Origin of the sequence: Buchnera aphidicola (Panaphis juglandis) (assembly GCF_964059065.1) — a bacterium.
GTDB classification, from domain to species: domain Bacteria; phylum Pseudomonadota; class Gammaproteobacteria; order Enterobacterales; family Enterobacteriaceae; genus Buchnera_L; species Buchnera_L aphidicola_AM.
Genome location: NZ_OZ060378.1, coordinates 271,721 through 291,938, shown reverse-complemented (window position 1 = coordinate 291,938; position 20,218 = coordinate 271,721). Strand labels below are relative to the sequence as shown.

The 20,218-nt window shown below is 22.8% G+C and carries 13 protein-coding genes and 1 pseudogene; 10 read left to right on the top strand and 4 right to left on the bottom strand.

Annotated features, from left to right (window positions below):
* Positions 1 to 124: 124 nt before the first annotated feature.
* From infB to AB4W46_RS01320, 6 genes are all read left to right on the top strand, one after another.
* A complete protein-coding gene (gene infB, locus AB4W46_RS01345) occupies positions 125 to 2,707 on the top strand; it encodes a translation initiation factor IF-2 (protein WP_367678372.1) in 2,583 nt (860 codons plus the stop codon).
* Positions 2,708 to 2,753: 46 nt separating this feature from the next.
* Complete coding sequence (rbfA, locus tag AB4W46_RS01340; RefSeq protein WP_367678371.1) at positions 2,754 to 3,149, top strand: 30S ribosome-binding factor RbfA; 396 nt, start codon at positions 2,754 to 2,756, stop codon at positions 3,147 to 3,149.
* A gap of 44 nt (positions 3,150 to 3,193) precedes the next feature.
* Complete coding sequence (gene truB / locus AB4W46_RS01335) at positions 3,194 to 4,105, top strand: tRNA pseudouridine(55) synthase TruB (RefSeq protein ID WP_367678370.1); 912 nt, start codon at positions 3,194 to 3,196, stop codon at positions 4,103 to 4,105.
* A gap of 45 nt (positions 4,106 to 4,150) precedes the next feature.
* Positions 4,151 to 4,411 (top strand): 30S ribosomal protein S15, encoded by a 261-nt coding sequence (gene rpsO, locus AB4W46_RS01330; protein ID WP_367678369.1) that lies wholly within the window; start codon positions 4,151 to 4,153, stop codon positions 4,409 to 4,411.
* Positions 4,412 to 4,587: 176 nt separating this feature from the next.
* Positions 4,588 to 6,678, top strand: coding sequence for a polyribonucleotide nucleotidyltransferase (pnp, locus tag AB4W46_RS01325; protein ID WP_367678698.1), 2,091 nt, complete (start codon positions 4,588 to 4,590; stop codon positions 6,676 to 6,678).
* A gap of 165 nt (positions 6,679 to 6,843) precedes the next feature.
* The gene (locus AB4W46_RS01320; RefSeq protein WP_367678697.1) at positions 6,844 to 8,508 is read left to right on the top strand and encodes a DEAD/DEAH box helicase; all 1,665 of its coding nucleotides are present in this window, start codon (positions 6,844 to 6,846) and stop codon (positions 8,506 to 8,508) included.
* 152 nt (positions 8,509 to 8,660) lie between these two features.
* Here the strand turns inward: AB4W46_RS01320 and AB4W46_RS01315 are convergent, their stop codons facing one another.
* On the bottom strand, positions 8,661 to 9,047 hold the full coding sequence (locus AB4W46_RS01315; RefSeq protein WP_367678368.1) for a Rid family detoxifying hydrolase: 387 nt from the start codon (positions 9,045 to 9,047) through the stop codon (positions 8,661 to 8,663).
* 21 nt (positions 9,048 to 9,068) lie between these two features.
* Positions 9,069 to 10,020 (bottom strand): annotated as a pseudogene (locus tag AB4W46_RS01310) (ornithine carbamoyltransferase subunit F).
* Positions 10,021 to 10,993: 973 nt separating this feature from the next.
* Between AB4W46_RS01310 and AB4W46_RS01305 the strand changes: the two are divergent.
* The 4 genes from AB4W46_RS01305 (at position 10,994) to AB4W46_RS01290 (ending at position 17,775) form a co-directional block, all read left to right on the top strand.
* On the top strand, positions 10,994 to 13,885 hold the full coding sequence (locus tag AB4W46_RS01305; protein WP_367678367.1) for a valine--tRNA ligase: 2,892 nt from the start codon (positions 10,994 to 10,996) through the stop codon (positions 13,883 to 13,885).
* Between the two features lie 55 nt (positions 13,886 to 13,940).
* On the top strand, positions 13,941 to 14,885 hold the full coding sequence (locus AB4W46_RS01300) for a rhodanese-related sulfurtransferase (protein WP_367678366.1): 945 nt from the start codon (positions 13,941 to 13,943) through the stop codon (positions 14,883 to 14,885).
* 215 nt (positions 14,886 to 15,100) lie between these two features.
* Complete coding sequence (gene asnS, locus AB4W46_RS01295; RefSeq protein WP_367678365.1) at positions 15,101 to 16,504, top strand: asparagine--tRNA ligase; 1,404 nt, start codon at positions 15,101 to 15,103, stop codon at positions 16,502 to 16,504.
* A 143-nt stretch (positions 16,505 to 16,647) separates the two neighbouring features.
* Complete coding sequence (locus AB4W46_RS01290; protein ID WP_367678364.1) at positions 16,648 to 17,775, top strand: porin; 1,128 nt, start codon at positions 16,648 to 16,650, stop codon at positions 17,773 to 17,775.
* 155 nt (positions 17,776 to 17,930) lie between these two features.
* Here the strand turns inward: AB4W46_RS01290 and ptsG are convergent, their stop codons facing one another.
* The gene (ptsG, locus tag AB4W46_RS01285) at positions 17,931 to 19,367 is read right to left on the bottom strand and encodes a PTS glucose transporter subunit IIBC (protein WP_367678363.1); all 1,437 of its coding nucleotides are present in this window, start codon (positions 19,365 to 19,367) and stop codon (positions 17,931 to 17,933) included.
* 50 nt (positions 19,368 to 19,417) lie between these two features.
* A complete protein-coding gene (locus AB4W46_RS01280) occupies positions 19,418 to 20,203 on the bottom strand; it encodes a TatD family hydrolase (protein ID WP_367678362.1) in 786 nt (261 codons plus the stop codon).
* Positions 20,204 to 20,218 lie beyond the last annotated feature (15 nt).

Genomic DNA, 20,218 nt, shown 5'->3' with positions numbered 1-20,218 from the left:
TATGTTAAACAATAATTAAATACATATGATGATAAAAATATCATACGGCGTATATAATAACAATATTTATACATTATAATCATAATAATTATTAAAAATAATATTTTGATTAATAGGAAATAATATGAAACAAATTAGTTTAAAAAATTTATCTTACGAAATGAATCTTGAAATATCATTGTTATTAAAATATTTTTCTAATATTGGTATTATAAAAAATCAAAATGATGCTGTTAATACATATGAAAAAAAACTATTACTATATTATTTATCATCAAAAAATGAGTTATTTTTAAATTCTATGAATGCTTCACATGAAGCGTTAGATAAAATCAAAAATAATAATGTTCATAGTAAAAAATCTTTTATACCAAAAGTTTCTAATATTATTAAAGATAATATTAATTTAAATTGTGTTGTAAAAAATAATAATATTCAAAATCATCATAGTACAAATAATATTTCTAATCATACAATAGAAAAAATAATATCTAATGATAATGATAATGTTCAAAATATAAATGTTGCTAATTTAAAAAATAAAAAAAAATCTAATAATTCTTCTATGAAGATATTAAAATCAGTTAATCAAGAAAAAGTTATTAATATTAAAAATATGACACAAAATAAAAATAAAACAAATAATTTAGATAAAAAAATTAAATTTATTTCAAAAAATTCTTCCATTACTAACAATGTTATTCTTGATAAGAATTTAAAAAAAATATTAAATACAAGTGAATTAAAAGATATGAACCATATTGTTAATTATAATCATGGTACTTATAAAGAAAAAAATAAACATAAAAAAACAAAAAATATTATAAAAAATATTGATTTAAATCATAAGAATCACGTTAAAAATATTAATCTTAAAAATAAAAAAAAAATGAAACAAAAAAACCGTGGTTTATTACATCAAGATTTTATTCAACCAAATAAAAATATAATTAAAAATATTACTATTCGTGGAAAAATTTCAATATTAGAATTAGCTAATAAAATGGCTATTAAAGGTTCTGATTTTATTCAAATTATTATGAAAATGGGTAATTCTTTTACTTTAGATCAGATAATTGACCAAGAAACAGCTCAATTAATCATTGAAGAATTAGGTCATAAAGCGATTTTATATCGTGAAAATATATTGGAAAAATCGATTTACAAAGAAAATAAAGAAACTAATCAAAATTATGAAAAAAAAATAAGACCACCCATTGTTACTGTTATGGGCCATGTAGATCATGGTAAAACATCATTATTAGATTATATTCGATCTTCAAAAGTCGCTCAAAATGAATCTGGTGGGATTACTCAACATATTGGTGCATATCTTGTTAAAACTAAAAATGGAAATATAATTACTTTTTTAGATACTCCAGGTCATGCTGCTTTTACTGCTATGCGTGCTAAAGGGGCTCAAATTACTGATATTGTTGTTTTAGTAGTTGCGGGAGATGATGGAGTAAAACCTCAAACAATTGAAGCAATTCAACATGCAAAAGATGCTCATGTTCCATTAATTGTAGCAATTAATAAACTTGATAAACCAGAATTTAATTCTGAAAAAGTTAGAAAAGAACTGATGAAACATGATGTATTATCAGAAGATTGGGGTGGTACTACTATTTTTGTAAATGTTTCTGCAATTACTGGGGAAGGGATTGATGATTTATTAAATTCGATTTCTTTACAAGCAGAAATATTAGAGTTATTTTCGATTTCTTCTGGTAGAGCAAATGGTGTTGTTATTGAAGCATCATTAGATAAAAAACGTGGATCGGTAGCAACGGTTTTAATTAAAGAAGGTGAATTGAAAAAAGGAGATAACATATTTTGTGATATACATTACGGTAGAGTACGTGCAATACGTAATTCTTTTGGTATAGAAGTTGATCATGTTAAACCATCAATTCCAGTTGAAATTTTAGGTTTATCTGGAACACCTTCAAGCGGTGATGCATTTTATGTAGTAAAAAATGAACAAAAAGCACGTGAAGTAGCATCATATAAAAAAAATCATCTTCAAAATCATAAAAATGAAAATATTAAAAAAATAAATTTAGAAGATATGTTTGATTCTTTAAATAACAAAGATCATATTAAATTAAATATTATTTTAAAAACAGATGTTAAAGGTTCATTAGAAGCTATTTCATATGCTATCCAAAACTTATCGAATAATCATGTTACTTTAAATATTATTAGTTCTAATGTCGGTGATATTACAGAAACAGATGTTACTTTTGCGATTGCTTCTAAGGCAATCATTATTGGATTTAATACTGCTTCTAATACATTAGCTAATCGTATAATTAAATTAGAAAATGTAGATGTACGTTATTATTCTGTAATTTATAGTTTAATTAGTGATATAAAGTTATTAATATCTGGGATGGTGGCTCCAAAATATAAAACACGGATCGTAGGAAGTGCTGAAATTCGTGATATTTTTAAACCTACAAAATTAGTATTTGTAGCAGGTTGTATGGTGATTAATGGAATCATAAAACGTAAGAATCATATTCAAATTTTAAGAAATGATAGTATTATTTATAAAGGTGCAATAGAATCTTTACGTCGGTTTAAAGATGATGCTAATGAAGTGAGTATGGGTAAAGAATGTGGTATTGGTATAAAAAATTATCATAATATTTGTGTTGGAGATATAATAGAATCTTTTGAAATGATTGAAATTAAATCCTAATATTATCATATTATTGATTGATTGATTATAAATAAAACTGAAATTTATGAAATACATTAATAAAAATTATTCTCCAAATTTTCATCGTTCAACACGCATTGCTGAGGATTTAAAAAAATCAATAGCAATAATTTTACAAAAAGATATTCGAGATCCTAGAATTAATTTTAAAATTACAGTGACATCTATAAAATTATCACATGATTTATCTTACGCAAAAGTTTTTTTTAGTTATTTTAACGATCATCATACTTTTTCAAGTATTTCTGATAATATGAATAATGTTCAAAACATTATTTTTGTTTTACAGCGATCATCTGGATACATCAGAAAAAATTTATTTCATAATATGAAATTAAGAAAAATACCAATTTTAAAATTTTATCATGACGACTCATTATTGGAAGGTATGAAAATTTCTAAATTACTTAAAAACATATAAATATTTAATTTAATATTTTTATTTTTATAATATAAAATATATTTATGTACAAAAATGATATAAATGGTATATTATTACTAGATAAACCCAAGGGTATGTCTTCTAATATAGTTTTACAAAAAGTAAAACGAATGTTTAATGCCAAAAAAGCAGGTTATTCTGGAACATTAGACAAATTAGCGACAGGTATCTTACCTATTTGTTTTGGTAAAAGTACAAAATTTTCAGAATATTTAATTAATTCTAAAAAATTATATCATACTGTTGCAATTTTTGGGAAAATTACTGCAACACATGATTCTGATAGTATGGTTTTAGAAGAGCGAAAAATAAATTTTTCTTCTTCAGATTTATACAAAGCATTAAAATTATTAAAAAATCAGAAAATTCAGATTATTCCTTCTTATTCATCAAAAAAATATAAGGGAATACCATTATATAAGTATGCTCGAAATGATGAATACGTTCCAGTAATTCATAATAAAATCAATATTTATCAGATAGAATGTATAAAGTATAATTATAAAAGAATTGAATTAAATGTATTATGTTCTAAAGGAACTTATATTAGAAAACTAGTATATGATCTAGGAATTTTATTAAAATGTGGTGCTCATATTGTTAAATTAAGAAGATTAAAAGTATCTGATTATGATATTTCTGATGCTATTAGTTTTGATTATTTATATAATTTACGTAAATCATATTCTTTAAATAAATATCATAATATAATTTATAAATTCTTATTATCCATGAAAGATGTTTTTTTTAAATTACCTGAAATTTTTTATTCTTCTTATGAAAAATTTAATATAAATAATAAATTTGATATTTTTAAAAATATTGGTTCAGGTATTTTTAGAGTTACCATTAAAAATAATTTAAATGTATGTATTATATGTAACATTAATCATCACGGAAGATTAACTTCATATAAATTATTAAATATGTTATAAAATATGTTATTTTAAAAGCGTTCATTATATAATTTTAGGATTGTTATGAAAAATATAAAAACAAATATTATATTAAAATATGGTTCGACTGAAAAAAACACAGGAAAATCTGAAGTTCAAATTGCATTGTTAAGTCATCATATTAATTATTTACAAAAGCATTTTAATATTCATAAAAAAGATTTTTCTAGTAAAAGAGGTTTATTAAAAATGGTTTCTAAAAGACGTAAATTATTGAATTATTTAAAAAATATGAATATTCATCGTTATAATTCTATAGTTAAAGAATTAGATTTACGTCATTAGAAATAACATTAATAAATATTTATTATAACATGAAAAGCAAATATTGGTTTTTATGTTATAATTATTGTTTAATGTATTTGATATTATATTTTTATAAAATGCTTACTTAGATAAATTGAGATCAAAATTTTGATGTATAATTTTTAAAAATTTTAATGTCAACTAAGGATATTATTTTGTTAAATGCTATTACCAGAAAATTTAAATATGGAAAGTATACTGTTACATTAGAAACAGGTATTATGGCAAGACAAGCAGATGCATCGGTCATGGTAACTATGAATGATACAACGGTATTTGTGACTGTTGTTGCAAATAAAAATTTATCTTTGAATCAAAATTTTTTCCCATTAAGTATTAATTATCAAGAGCGTACATATTCTGCTGGTCGAATTCCTGGTGGTTTTTTTCGTAGAGAAGGTCGACCTAGTGAAAATGAAATATTAATTGCGAGATTAATTGATCGTCCTATTCGTCCATTATTTCCATCAGATTTTATGCATGAAGTACAAATTACAGCAACGGTAGTTTCTGTAAATCCTCAAATTCATCCTGATATTGTAGCTATGATTGGTGCATCAGCAGTGTTGAAAATATCAGGAATTCCATTTTTTGGTCCTATTGGTGCAGCAAGAGTTGGATATATTGAAAATAAATATATATTAAATCCTACTATAGATGAAATGAAGAATAGTAAATTAGATTTAGTTGTTTCTGGAACAAAACATTCTATTTTAATGGTTGAAGCTGAAGTTAATATATTAAGTGAACATGAAGTTTTAGATGCTATTATGTTCGGTTATACAAAACAGCAGCAATTAATTGAAAATATTGATTCTTTTTCAAAAGACGTAAAAATTAAACCATGGAACTATGTACCAGTTAGAATTCAGGATCATGAATTATTTTCTTATATTTTAAAATTATCTGAATATGATATTATAAAGACGTATGAAATTTTAGAGAAAAAACGTAGGAAAAAGGTATTAAATTTAATTAAAGAAAATATTTTACAAAATTTAAAATTAAAAAATATTGTATTTATAGCAAATGAAATTGAAAGAATTCTATATCATATTGAAAAAAATATTGTTCGGAATAAAATTATTTATGATAAAATACGTATTGATGGTCGTAAAAAAAGTGAAATTCGAAAATTAGATATACGCACAGGAATTCTTCCTAGAGTTCACGGATCTTCTTTATTTACTAGAGGTGAAACACAATCTTTAGTTGCTGCAACATTAGGAACTTCGAGAGATGCACAAAATTTAGATGAATTATTAGGAGATAAAACAGATAATTTTTTATTTCATTATAATTTTCCACCTTATTCTGTTGGTGAAATTGGATTATTAGGGTCTCCAAAAAGACGTGAAATTGGTCATGGAAAATTAGCAAAACGTAGTATGTTAGCTGTAATGCCTAAAATAGATGAATTTCCATATACTATTAGAGTAGTTTCAGAGGTTACTGAATCCAATGGCTCATCATCTATGGCATCTGTTTGTGGTGCTTCTTTAGCCTTAATGGATGCAGGTATTCCTGTTAAATCTGCAGTTGCAGGTGTTGCAATGGGTTTAATTAAAAAAGATGAAAATTATATTGTTTTATCTGATATTTTAGGAGATGAGGATCATTTTGGTGATATGGATTTTAAAGTTGCTGGGACTGAATGCGGAATTACTGCATTACAAATGGATATCAAAATTACCGGTATTACGTATCAAATTTTAGAAGAGGCTTTATACCAAGCTAAAAAATCTCGTTTGTATATTTTGAACGTTATGAATCAGTTTATTAATACTCCAAGAAAAAGTATTTCAAAATTTGCTCCTAGAATACATACTATTAAAATTAATCCTGAAAAAATTAAAGATGTTATTGGAAAAGGTGGATCAATCATTCGAATGTTAACAGAAGAAACAGGTACTGTGATTGAAATTCAAGATGATGGTGTTATAAAAATTTCTGCTGCAATTGAAAAAAAAGCAAGAAATGCTATTAAAAGAATCAGAGAAATAACTTCTGAAATTTCTGTTGGTAAAATATATACTGGTAAAGTAATTCGAATTACAGATTTTGGTGCATTTGTTTCAATTGGAATTGGAAAAGAGGGGTTGGTTCATATTTCTCAAATTACAAATAAAAGAGTAGAAAAAGTTACAGATTATTTACACATTGAGCAAAAAGTGTTAGTAAAAGTATTAGAAATTGATCGACAAGGAAGATTAAGATTAAGTATGAAAGAAATTAATAATGAATAAAATTTTTATATATTTATAGAAATATTCATTAATATTATATTACATGTATATTGAGATAATTAAGTATTTTTTATTATATCTTTTTTAAAAAATTTTATAATATGATGCATTTATATTAATTAATATATATGTATTATGGAACATTTAAAAGGTGTATATATTGACATGATACAAATTGAAAACTCATTTTTAAAATTCGGATTAAATGATTCAGTTGTAAAAGCATTACGTGATATGGAATACATGGAGCCTTCTCCTATTCAAAAATTATGTATTCCACATCTTTTGTCTGGTCGAGATGTATTAGGTATGGCTCAAACTGGTAGTGGAAAAACTGCTGCTTTTGCTCTTCCTCTTTTGAATAATATTATTTCTTCCTTACGATCGCCTCAAATTTTAGTTTTAACACCAACTAGAGAATTAGCTGTACAAGTAGCTCAGGCATTTTCAGAATTTTCAAAATATATAATAAATATAAAAGTTCTTCCATTATATGGTGGTCAAAGATACGATATACAATTAAAAATATTAAAATATGGACCTCAAGTGATTGTAGCTACTCCTGGTCGTCTATTAGATCATTTAAAAAGAGGGACACTAAAGTTAACTAATCTAAAATCACTTGTTTTAGATGAAGCAGACGAAATGTTACGAATGGGTTTCATAGAAGACGTTGAAAATATCATGAAACGTTTACCTAAAAAACATCAAACAGCATTATTTTCTGCGACTATGCCTAATATTATTAGAAATATTGCAAAAAAATTTATGGTATCTCCTAAAGAAATTAAAATTCAATCTAGTATTACAACTAGACCTAACATTCAACAAAATTACTGGTTGGTAAATGGAAAAAAAACTGATGGTTTAATACGGTTTCTAGAATTTGAAGATTTTTCTGCTACAATTATATTTGTACGTACAAAAAATGCAACCTTAGAAGTTGCTGCAGTATTAGAACGTCATGGATATAACAGTTCTGCATTAAATGGTGATATGAATCAAAATTTGAGAGAGCAAACATTAGAACGATTGAAAGATGGAAGATTAGATATTTTGATTGCTACTGATGTCGCTGCAAGAGGTTTAGATGTAGAACGTATTAATTTAGTAATTAATTATGATATTCCAATGGATGTAGAATCTTATATTCATAGAATTGGACGTACTGGTCGCGCTGGTCGCACTGGAAGAGCTTTACTTTTTGTGGAGTATCGTGAACGACGTTTATTAAAAAATATTGAACGAATCATTAAACAACCGATTATTAAAATTGAATTACCTAATATTAATTTATTAAGAAAATATAGAATAAATAAATTTTATAAAAAACTTTCTGATACTTTAGAAAGTAATAATTTAAAAGAATATTACGAATTATTAAAAAAATTTAATATTAATGATAAATATGATATATATATGATAGCCGCTGCTTTATTAAAAATAGCAGAAGGTAAAAGAAAATTAATTATTAAAGATTCAAAACCTATTAATAATGTTTTAGATATAAAAAATAATAATCAAATCAGAAAAATTAATATTTTTAAAAATTATAAAATAAGAACAAGTATGAACTTATATCGTATTGAAGTTGGTCGTAATGATGGAGTGGAGGTTAGGCATATAGTAGGGGCAATTGCTAATGAGGGGAAAATACACAGCAAAAATATTGGTAATGTTAGAATTTTTTCTGAATATTCTACTTTAGAATTATCTAGTACGATATCAAATGATTTTTTAAAAAAACTATTACAAACGAGAATTTTAAACAAACCTATTAGAATTAAATTATTAGAACTGAATCATAAAAAACGCTATAATAATAAATGATTCATTGCATAATGAGTTCTTTTATCAAGATATTTTATTACGATTTTTGCGACTGAAAAATATAATTATAATAATTATTTTTATTACTTTTGTTATGTATTTTTCAATTTTTGTATCTTATGCCACTTTGTGGCATATTTGTATTAATGATATTAATTTTGTATTGCTATAGCATCAATTTCTATTTTTGAGTTTTTTGGTAATTTATTTACTTCAACACATGTTCTAGATGGAAAATTTGAATCATTTTTTATAAAGAATTTTTGATATATTTGATTAATTTTTTTTATATCATTCAGATTTGTAACAAATATTGTCATTTTTATGATATTATGGACATGTAAATCTGCTTTTTCAATAATATTTTTAATGTTTTTTAAGACTTGAAGTGTTTGTTGCTCAATATCTTCGGATATAATTTTACCATTGTTATTTATTGGTATTTGTCCAGATACCATCAAAAGGTTGTTTATTTTTATACCTTGAACATATGGACCAATTGGTTGTGGTGATTTTTTAGTGTTAATTATATAAGACATATTATTCCTTATTTTTTATTATTATTTATATTTAATTATATCAGTATCATTTAAAGTTAAAATCATTAATGCTTTTATTGTATGCAATTTATTTTTTGATTTCTGAAAAATTGTTTTATTATGATTATTAAATACGGTATTGGTAATTTCAATACCATTATGAAATTTATATTTTTCAGAAATTTTTTTCCTATAATTGTTGAATTATCATGTAAAGTTGGCAAACAATGTAATACTTTTATATTTTTATTATTAGTTAATTCTAACATTTTACTATTAATCTGATATTTTTTAGTAATGATATTTTTTCTTTTAATGAATTTTTTCTATCTCCTATAGAAATCCAAACGTCTGTATAAATAAAATCGACATTTTTTACTCTTTCTTGAATATCTTCATTAATTTTAATTTTTTTTTATTTTATATTATATTTATTTAAGATATTTTTTTAAGAAAAAATTTTTTTGGTACTACTAATCTTAATTCAAACCCTAATATTATTGAGGCTTCCAATATGGTATTTGTAATATTATTAGATGCATCACTTAAATAAGCATATTTTATTTTTGAGATTTTTTATTTGGTAAAAACTCTTTCATAGTCATAATATCTGATAATATTTGTTTAGGATGATATTTTTTGGTTAAGTCATTCCAAATAAGTATTTTGGAAGATCTAGATAAAATTTTAATAATATTATGATTTATTCCATGATATACGATAGTATCATATAGATTTTCTAAAACTTTAATTGTATCAATTAAAGATTCTTTATATTGTAAATGTATGTGTTTCCTGTATTTAAATAATTAAAATATGCTCCTTATTCAGAGGCAGCAATTTCGAAAGAACATCTTGTTCTTGTGGATTCTTGTTTAAAAATTAAAGCAATTTTTTTATTTTTGAGATACTTTATTTCTTTTTTTTATTTCTTTTTTTTTAATATGATGGATAATTGAATAATATTATAAATTTCTTTTTTATTAAAATCAGATGTTTTTAAAAGTTTTTTGTATGAGCTATTCGTTTTATGTTATTTTTAATCATTGTTTGTTATATGAAAATTATTCTAATAAATATTATCATCATTATGATGATGACATAAAAAATCAATGTAATGAGAAATGTGTATAAAATTATAGTTGATACTAATTAGAATAGTGTTGTTTAATTCATAAAAAGTATTTATATGAATTAAATAATAATATATTTTTTTTATATTCATTAGATATTTTATATATAAATTATTCATTTTATTAAATAATTTTTAATATGTTATTTTGAATTAAATTTTTATATATAAATAGTAATAATAATTATTATATTATTTATAAATAAAAATATTCACATAATGATTTAAAAAATGAAATATTTTATTTATTAATTAAAAAAAAACTTAGATATTATGAATGATGAATTGACGAATTTTTTAAAATTAATTCTAATATTATGATTATAGTATAATTTTTATTTTATTTTTTAAAAACGGATATTAAATTATTTTTATTTTTATCTGTTATAATAATTTTAAATATTAATTATTTAATTTATAAATTAAAATTAATTTTTTGATACTCATATAAATATAATTATTTATCTAAGAGATATGAATTTTATGGATACATTATTTTTTTTATATTTATTTTTATATAATATTTAGTATATAATTTTTTATTTTTAAAAATTCAAAATATATATTAGTATAATAATTTTCAATTATTAAAAATAATATGATTCATATTTTAAAATTTTACAATTATTATAAAAAATTATATTTTATTATTAATTTTTTTAAAATAATTATTTAATTTACAGATAATATATTATTATATTTTTTATTAAAATAGTTAAATTTATTAATTTAAAAGATTTATTGTTATTATTAATATTATATATATTACATTAATTTATAAAATTGATGTATGTAGAGTCTAATTTAATTCATGATGAATTTAAGAATAAATATGGAAAAAAAATATAATCCAAATAAAATTGAAGAAAAATTATATCATTTTTGGTGTAAAAATGGTTATTTTACTCCAAATCATCGATCATGTCGTGAAAGTTTTTCTATTATTATGCCACCACCGAATATTACTGGTAGTTTACATATGGGTCACGCATTTCAAAATACAATTATGGATATTTTGATACGTTATCATCGTATGCAAGGTAAAAATACTTTATGGCAAATGGGTACAGACCATGCTGGAATTGCAACACAAATAATAGTATTAAAAAAAATGAGATCTAAAAATAATTATGATGTATCTACAATTAAAAAAGATTTTTTCATTAAAAAATGTTGGGAGTGGAAGAATCAAATTCAAAATAATATTATTTATCAAATAAAACGTTTAGGAAGTTCTGTAGATTGGACAAGAACACGATTTACTTTAGATGAAATTTCATCTAAAGGTGTAAAAAAAGCTTTCATTAAATTATATGATGATGGATTCATTTATAGAAAAAAAAAATTATCTCATTGGGATATTAAACTACAAACAGTAGTATCAGATTTAGAAGTGGAATATCATACTAAAATTGGAAAAATGTGGCACATTAAATATTTTTTCTTAAAAAATGATAACACATTTAATAAAAAAAAATATTTAATTGTTTCTACTACTAGACCAGAAACTTTGTTAGGTGATGTTGCAGTTGCTATACATCCTGATGATGATAGATATAAAAGTTTTATTGGATGTCGTGTTTATGTTCCATTAGTTAATAGATGTATTCCTGTAATACAGGATGAATTTGTTGATATGAAAAAAGGTACAGGTTGTGTAAAAATAACCCCTGCACATGATTTTAATGATTATAAATCTGCAATAAAACACAAATTACCTTTGATTAATATTTTTGATCTTAATGGAAATGTTGTTAGTATTTGTAGTATTTATGACATCGATGGTAATATTTTAAAAACAAATAATATTAATATTCCTAATGAATTACGTGGATTACATTTTCTAAAAGCAAGAAAAAGAATTGTATCTCTATTAAAACAGTTTGATTATTTAAATCATATTTCAAAAGAGACTATTACTGTTTCATATGGTGACAGAAGTGGTGAAATTATTGAACCAATGCTAACTGATCAATGGTATCTTCGTACTTCAAAAATATCTGAAAATGCTATTCAAGCAATTATAAAAAAAAGAATTATATTCTTACCTCAACAATATAAAAATATGTATTTATCCTGGATGAATAATATTGAAGATTGGTGTATTTCTCGTCAGTTATGGTGGGGTCATAAAATTCCAGCATGGTATGATGATTTGGGTAATATTTATGTTGGATATAATGAAGAGGAAATTCGAAAAAAGTATAGTATATCAAAAAATATTTTTATTTTTCAAGATTCAGATGTTTTAGATACTTGGTTTTCATCAAGTTTATGGACATTTTTATCTTTAGATTGGCCTCAGAAAAAAAATTTATTAAATTCTTTTCATCCAACAACAATACTTGTTAGTGGTTTTGACATCATATTTTTTTGGATTGCAAGAATGATTATGATGACAATGCATTTTATTAAAGATGAGAATGGTAACCCTCAAATTCCATTTAAAAAAATTTATATTACAGGTTTAATAAAAGATGAAAGTGGTCAAAAAATGTCTAAATCTAAAGGTAATGTTTTAGATCCATTAGATTTAATTGACGGTACTAGCTTATCCTGTTTATTGCACAAAAGAAAATTATTAAATTTAAAAGATAATTTACAAAATGAAATAAATGAAAGAACCAAAAAAATGTTTCCCAAAGGTATTCAGGCTTTTGGTGCTGATGCGTTACGTTTTACTTGTGCTTCATTGTCTTCGATGCAACGCAGTATTAATTGGGATATGAATCGATTACAGGGTTATAGAAATTTTTGTAGTAAAATTTGGAATGCTGGAAATTTTATTTTAATTAATACTCAAAATATAGATATGAAATTTATTATTCATAATAAAAAAGATTTTTTCTTTAATATTTGGATTTATCAAGAATTAAATTGTACCATTAAAAAGTACCGTCGAGCTTTAAATGATTATAGATTTGATTTAGCTTCAAAAATTTTATATGACTTTTTTTGGAATAAATTTTGTGATTGGTATTTAGAGATTGCAAAAATTATCATGAATACTCAACTAGTACATGAAATTCAAAATACAAAATATACATTGTTATATATTTTTGAAATTTTTTTGAGATTAGCTCATCCGATTATTCCTTTTATTACAGAACATATTTGGAAAAAAATTAAAAATTTTTTAAATATAAAAGATCAAACAATCATGTTACAAGAGTTTCCAGAATTTAATAACAGTTTGGTATCGTATAATGTTTTAAAAATTATGGTTTTCTTACAAAAAATGATTTCTTTTTTAAGAAAAATTCGGATACTATTAAATATTAAGTATAATATTTTATTATCTGTATTAATTTTTACCACAGATATGGAATATAAAAATTTTATTTTATCATATATTAAATTAATTAAAAAAATTGGATATATAAAAGAAATTATTTTTTCAAATACTCATGATATTTTTCCAAAAAATTCTATTATGGAAATAATTGATAATAATAAAGTTTTTGTTATAATTAATTTTAAATTTGATATATTTTTAAAAATAAAAGATATAAAAAAAAAAATAAATAATTTTGATAAAAAAATTTACTCTATTAATCAGATATTGTCTAATATTGATTTTTTAAAAAAAGCTGATAAAAGTATTATTAATAAAAAAAGGAATTATTTAAAAACATTACTAGTAGAAAAAGAAAATTGTTTTCAACAAATTTTATTTTTTAAAAATTTTAATAAAAATCACCAATAAATTAAACTGTTGAATATAATATTATTTATTATTATTTTCACTATAAGGTTGATTCATGTCATTATTACATAATATTTATTCAAAAAAAAAATTAAAATCTGATTTATTAAAAAATTATTCATATCGAATTACACTATCATTTTATAAATATTTTGACATATCAGATCCATATGCATTTCGAAATCTAATTTATGAAAAATTTTATGAGTTAAAAATACTGGGTCGAATTTATATTGCTAAAGAAGGTATTAATGCTCAAATAAGTATTTCAAAAAAAAAAATAAATATTTTTAAAGAATTTTTATATAATATTAATGATAATTTTCATAATATACATATCAATTATGCTTTAAATGATAAACCATCATTTTGGGTGTTACAAGTAAAGGTTAAAAAAACAATTGTAGCCGATGGTCTTGTTCATAATATTTTTGATCTTAAAAAATCTGGAACATATTTACAACCAATTCAAGTAAATGATATGATAAAAAAAAAAAATACTGTTGTTGTAGACATTCGTAACGATTATGAATATGCAATTGGACATTTTGAAAACGCGATACATATACCTGGATCAAAATTTCGTGATCAATTGAAAGTAATTGTTCCTGAATTAAAAAAATTTAAAAACCATAATATTGTTATGTATTGTACAGGAGGAATTCGTTGTGAAAAAGCAACATCATGGATTAAAATACATAATTTTCAAAATGTTTACCACATCTATGGTGGAATTTTAAATTATATTAATGAGTCACGTAAAAAAGGTTTTTTAAGTATGTTTCAAGGAAGAAATTTTGTTTTTGATAATCGTATGACAGAAAGGGTATCACATCATGTTTTTTCAAAATGTAAAAATTGTGACGTACCATGTAATTATTATATTAATTGTAAAAACAACTATTGCCATAAGTTATTTCTTCAATGTAAAATGTGTAATACAAAATATAGTGGTTGCTGTTCTAAATTATGTAAGAAACTATTTCTTAAGAGTTTATAAAATAATTTATATAAAATTATTATTAATATTTTTACTTTTAAAAGTTAATATTAATATATTTGATAATTATTTTATATTATTTATATAAAAATATAATTTTTTTCTTGATTTTTTTAAAATATTTAATATATAATTTAATATATTAATAATTTATATACTTTAAATGAGAATAATATCGGTATGTTTTGAATACTATAAAATAAGGTGATATAAAAATGAGAATAGTATCAATTCATAATGTATATACTAATGAGAACTTAATTAATAAAGAGGTTAAAATTTTCGGATGGATTAGAAATAGAAGACATTCAAAATCTGGAGTTTCTTTTATTGATATTTACGACGGTTCTTGTTTACAAATCATACAATGTATTGTAAAAAAAAATATTATATCAAATTATAATTCTGAAATTTTAAAAATCAGTATTGGATGTTCAGTTTGTGTGATTGGAAAAGTAATATCTACCTTAGATAAGTATCAAAAGTATGAATTACAAACTAATACTATTAAAGTAATCGGTTGGGTTGAAAAAGCACATCAATATCCTATTTCATCGAAAAAGCATACTTATGAGTATTTAAGATCTGTACCGCATTTACGATCACGTACTCATATCATTGGGGTGATCACTAGAATTAGAAATAATCTTTTTCATGCAATACATAAATTTTTTTATAATAATAATTATTATTGGATACCCACTCCAATTATTACGAGTTTAGATACTGAAGGTTCAGGATCAATGTTTCGTGTATCAACATTAGACATGAATAATATTCCTAAAAATAAAATTGGTAAAATAGATTTCAAAAAAGATTTTTTTGGTCAAGAAGCTTTTTTAACGGTATCTGGTCAATTAACAGCAGAAGCATATGCATGCTCTATGGGAAAAGTTTATACATTTGGTCCAACGTTTAGAGCTGAAAATTCTAATACAACTCGTCATTTGTCAGAATTTTGGATGCTAGAAGTTGAACAATCGTTTTCAAATTTAGAAGATATTATTAATATATCGATTAAAATGCTAAAATATGTAGTTAAATTCGTACTTAAATATTGTAAAACCGATATGGATTTTTTATATAATAATATTGATAAAAATATTTTTAAACGTTTAGAAACTTTTTTATTTTCTGATATGGTTCATATAAATTATGAAGACGCAATCGAAATTTTATCATATTCTAAAAAACATTTTAATAATGAAATTAAATTTGGAATGGATTTATCTATAGAACATGAAAAATATCTTATTGAACATTTTTGCAATATTCCAATTGTAATTAAAAACTATCCAAAAAATTTAAAAGCATTTTATATGCGTGTTAATGATGATAATAAAACTGTTGCTGCAATGGATTTGTTAGTTCCAAAAGTTGGAGAAATTATTGGTGGATCACAACGAGAAGATAGAAAAAATGTTTTAAAAGAAAGATTTTTAGAGTTAGATCTAAATATTAAAAATTATTCTTGGTATATAGATTTGCGTCGATATGGAAGTGTTCCTCATTCAGGTTTTGGTTTAGGTTTTGAAAGATTAATGTCTTATATTACTGGAGTTAAAAATATAAAAGACATTATTCCATTTCCAAGAACAGTACGAAATATTTTATGTTAAGAAAATTATTGTATTAATATATTAATTTTAATATATAATTATTAGTGTATTTTTTATTTCACATATTCTATTAATAATAATTTTATTTTTTAATTATTATTAATAATTTTAAATAATTTTTCAATAAGATGAGAGTTAATATGATGAGTATCAAAAAAATTATAGTAATGGTATTTGCTGTTTTATGTTCTATCAATGTTGCACATGGAATCACAATTTATAATGATAATAATTTAACAATAAAAACACATGTTAAAGTGAATCAAAATAAACAATATGCATGTAATATTAAAAATGGTAAAAAAAATTATCGAATTTATAATCGTTTTTTAAGTTGTGTTTTCTTTGGAACTAAACAAGATAGTGAAGATATTATTAGTTATTTTACTTTAGGATATGATTTTAATAATTCTAATATTTTAGTGAATCATTATAAAGTTAACTCAAATACTATGACCCCATTAGTTTTTGGATACTGTATTAATCACATAGGAAATATAGAATTTGGTAGAGATTATAATTTAATACATGATTTAAATAATATAACAAAAAGATTTGTATATAAGGATATGAATTCAAAATTAAATATTTATCGTGATTTAATGTATCATATGCATAAAACAGCAACCTATAAAAATCACGGATTTTTTGGATTAATAGATAATTTAACTATAGCATCGCAGTATCAAAAAATTAAGAGTAATTCATATTATCACCCCCAAGAAATTATAAATAATTTAATACAGTATGATTTTAAAAGTATCGGTATGAGTATATCTGGTGTATATTTAACAAATTTAAATAATTATTTAAATCCTAATCAATTTAATTATAAAGAAAATATAACAAAATCATATGCTTTATCTATGAAGTATTCTGTACATCATGTATATATTGCAGCATTTTACAGTTCTAGTAATCATATAAAACCCAGTTTTAACAATATGGTTTTATTAAATAATGTTCAGCATTTAGAATATTTTGCTGAATATCAATTGTTTTCAAAATGGTTTATATCAATTGGTTATTTAAATATTAATTGTAAAAAATTATTATGTCAACAACATAATAATTCTATTACTCATATGTATCGGTTTCATACGCATCAATTTTTAAATTCATTACATCAATTTAATATTTCTTTGAAATATCATATAAATCAATATTCTGTTTTATATTTTAATAATAGAACTAATTTTTTTAATATGAATCCTATAAAATTATCTTCTATTAAAAATATCATTGAAGGTGGAATATTTTATTACTTTTAAAAAAATTTTATAAATATATTTATACTTCTACTATTATTTATTATTAATATTTATATTCTATAGTAGTAGAAGTCATTTATATTAAAAATGAACCATGTTATTCCATATGATAAAATTTATATCATGGGATCATATTTTTATTGTATGTAAAATTTTTAATTAGATTTTATATAATCATCCATTTCAGTTTTTAAATTGTCAGATTTTGTTCCGAAAACTATTTGGACTCCGAGACCAGAAATAATAATTCCTGAAGCTCCCATTTTTTTTATTTTTATTTGATTAATTTTTGAAATATCTTTAACAGTAATTCTAATTCTTGTAATGCAAGCATCTAAATGTTGGATATTTTTTTTTCCACCTAGTGCATAAACTAACAATTTTGCTAATTCTTTTGTTGTTTTATATGTATTGATTTGTTGATTATGTTCCCTACCTGGAGTATTTAAATTAAAATATTTTATACAACAGTAAAAGATAATATAATATATAAAACCGTATACTATTCCTACAACAGGAAATAACCATATTGATTTACCATTCATACTTAATATAATGAAATCAATTAATCCATGTGAAAAACTAGTTCCTGCATGCATTCCTAAAATAATACAAATTTGAAATGCTAAACCAGATAAAATAGCATGTATAACATATAATATTGGTGCGGTTAACAAAAATGAAAACTCAATAGGTTCTGTAATTCCTGTCAGAAACGCTGTTAATGCTGCAGAAATCATAATACCACCAATATGAGCTTGGTTTTTTTTATGCGCACATCTCCAAATTGCAAATGCTGCTCCTGGAAGACCGTACATCTTAAATAAAAAACCTCCAGCTAATTTTCCAGCAGTACGGTCACCAGCCATATAACGTGCAATATCTCCATGAAATACCTGACCTAATGAATTAGTATATGAACCAATTTGCATTTGAAATGGAACATTCCAAATATGATGTAATCCGAATGGAACTAGCGCTCGTTCTACAAAACCATATATTCCGAATGCAAGAATAGGGTTTTGGTAGGCAGCCCATTTTGAAAAAATTTGAATACCAATACTAATTGGAGGCCAAATGCATGATAATACACAACCAAAAAATATTGCAGATAATCCAGAAATCATAGGAATAAAACGTTTTCCAGAAAAAAAACCTAAATATTCTGGTAATGAAATTCTTGAAAATTTGTTAAATAAAATTGCAGTAATGATTCCAGAAATAATTCCACCTAATACCCCAATATCACAGAAATTCTCATTAGAATGGACAATGATTTTAGTGTGTAATAAAACTATTGGAATAATAATTGATGTTGTTTGTATCATAATTTCATGACAAATTACTGCAGCTAATGCAGCAATACCATCATTATTAGTAAACCCTAAAGCAATTCCTATTGCAAAAATTAATGGTATATTATTAAATACAGAACCTCCTGCTGAGGCCATAATATGTGAGACAATTTCTGGTATAATTCGAAAATGTGCTGATCCAATCCCTAATAAAATACCAGAAATTGGAAGTACAGATACTGGCAACATTAATGATTTACCTAGTTTTTGTAAATTCGAAAAAATGTTTTTAAACATATAAATACCTCTATTATAAATACTATTATCAGTATTTTAATAACATTATTTTAATATACATTTTGGAACAGTGAATAAAAATTTTCTTTCATTTTTTTTTTAAGATGATCTATACTAATATTTCTTAAATTAGCAATATGTTTTGCAATATAAATTAAATAATGTGGTTGATTGAATTTTCCCCTATGTGGTTCTGGTGTTAAATATGGAGCATCTGTTTCAATTAATAATCGATCTATAGGAACAAATTTTGCCGATTCTTGAACATTTTTTGCATTTTTAAATGTTACAATTCCAGAAAAAGAAATATAAAAACCTAGATTCAAAAATTTTCTTGCAGATTCAATATCTCCAGTAAAAGAGTGGATAATACCTGAACAGGATTTAAATTCTTGACTTGATAATATTTTTATAGTTTCTAGAATTGAATTTCTAGTGTGTATAATAATTGGTTTTTTATATTTTATTCCTAGTCGAATTTGTTGTTCAAAAATTTTTTTTTGTATACTCTCATTGTTATAGGAGTGATAGAAATCTAAACCAGTTTCACCTATTGCAATAATATTGTTATTTTTTGAAAGTATTTTTGATAATTGATGAATATTATTTTTATCCTGTATATTTTTATATAATGGATGTATACCACAGCTGTATAAAACATTTGATGTATTTTTAAAATTATGAAGAGATTTCTCATAATCTTGAATAGAAGTTGCTACTGTTAAAATTTTTTTTACATCACAAATACGTGCACTATGTAGAATATCTTTTATATTACAATTAGAATTTAATGACTGTATAAGATTCAAATGACAATGCGTATCAATAAAATGCATATAATATTTACTCAT

Bases quoted from the DNA above. Each gene is read 5' to 3' on its own strand.
- infB (WP_367678372.1), top strand. From the start codon at position 125: ATGAAACAAATTAGTTTAAAAAATTTATCTTACGAAATGAATCTTGAA.
- rbfA (WP_367678371.1), top strand. From the start codon at position 2,754: ATGAAATACATTAATAAAAATTATTCTCCAAATTTTCATCGTTCAACA.
- truB (WP_367678370.1), top strand. From the start codon at position 3,194: ATGTACAAAAATGATATAAATGGTATATTATTACTAGATAAACCCAAG.
- rpsO (WP_367678369.1), top strand. From the start codon at position 4,151: ATGAAAAATATAAAAACAAATATTATATTAAAATATGGTTCGACTGAA.
- AB4W46_RS01320 (WP_367678697.1), top strand. From the start codon at position 6,844: ATGATACAAATTGAAAACTCATTTTTAAAATTCGGATTAAATGATTCA.
- AB4W46_RS01315 (WP_367678368.1), bottom strand. From the start codon at position 9,047: ATGTCTTATATAATTAACACTAAAAAATCACCACAACCAATTGGTCCA.
- AB4W46_RS01305 (WP_367678367.1), top strand. From the start codon at position 10,994: ATGAATTTAAGAATAAATATGGAAAAAAAATATAATCCAAATAAAATT.
- AB4W46_RS01300 (WP_367678366.1), top strand. From the start codon at position 13,941: ATGTCATTATTACATAATATTTATTCAAAAAAAAAATTAAAATCTGAT.
- asnS (WP_367678365.1), top strand. From the start codon at position 15,101: ATGAGAATAGTATCAATTCATAATGTATATACTAATGAGAACTTAATT.
- AB4W46_RS01290 (WP_367678364.1), top strand. From the start codon at position 16,648: ATGAGTATCAAAAAAATTATAGTAATGGTATTTGCTGTTTTATGTTCT.
- ptsG (WP_367678363.1), bottom strand. From the start codon at position 19,367: ATGTTTAAAAACATTTTTTCGAATTTACAAAAACTAGGTAAATCATTA.
- AB4W46_RS01280 (WP_367678362.1), bottom strand. From the start codon at position 20,203: ATGCATTTTATTGATACGCATTGTCATTTGAATCTTATACAGTCATTA.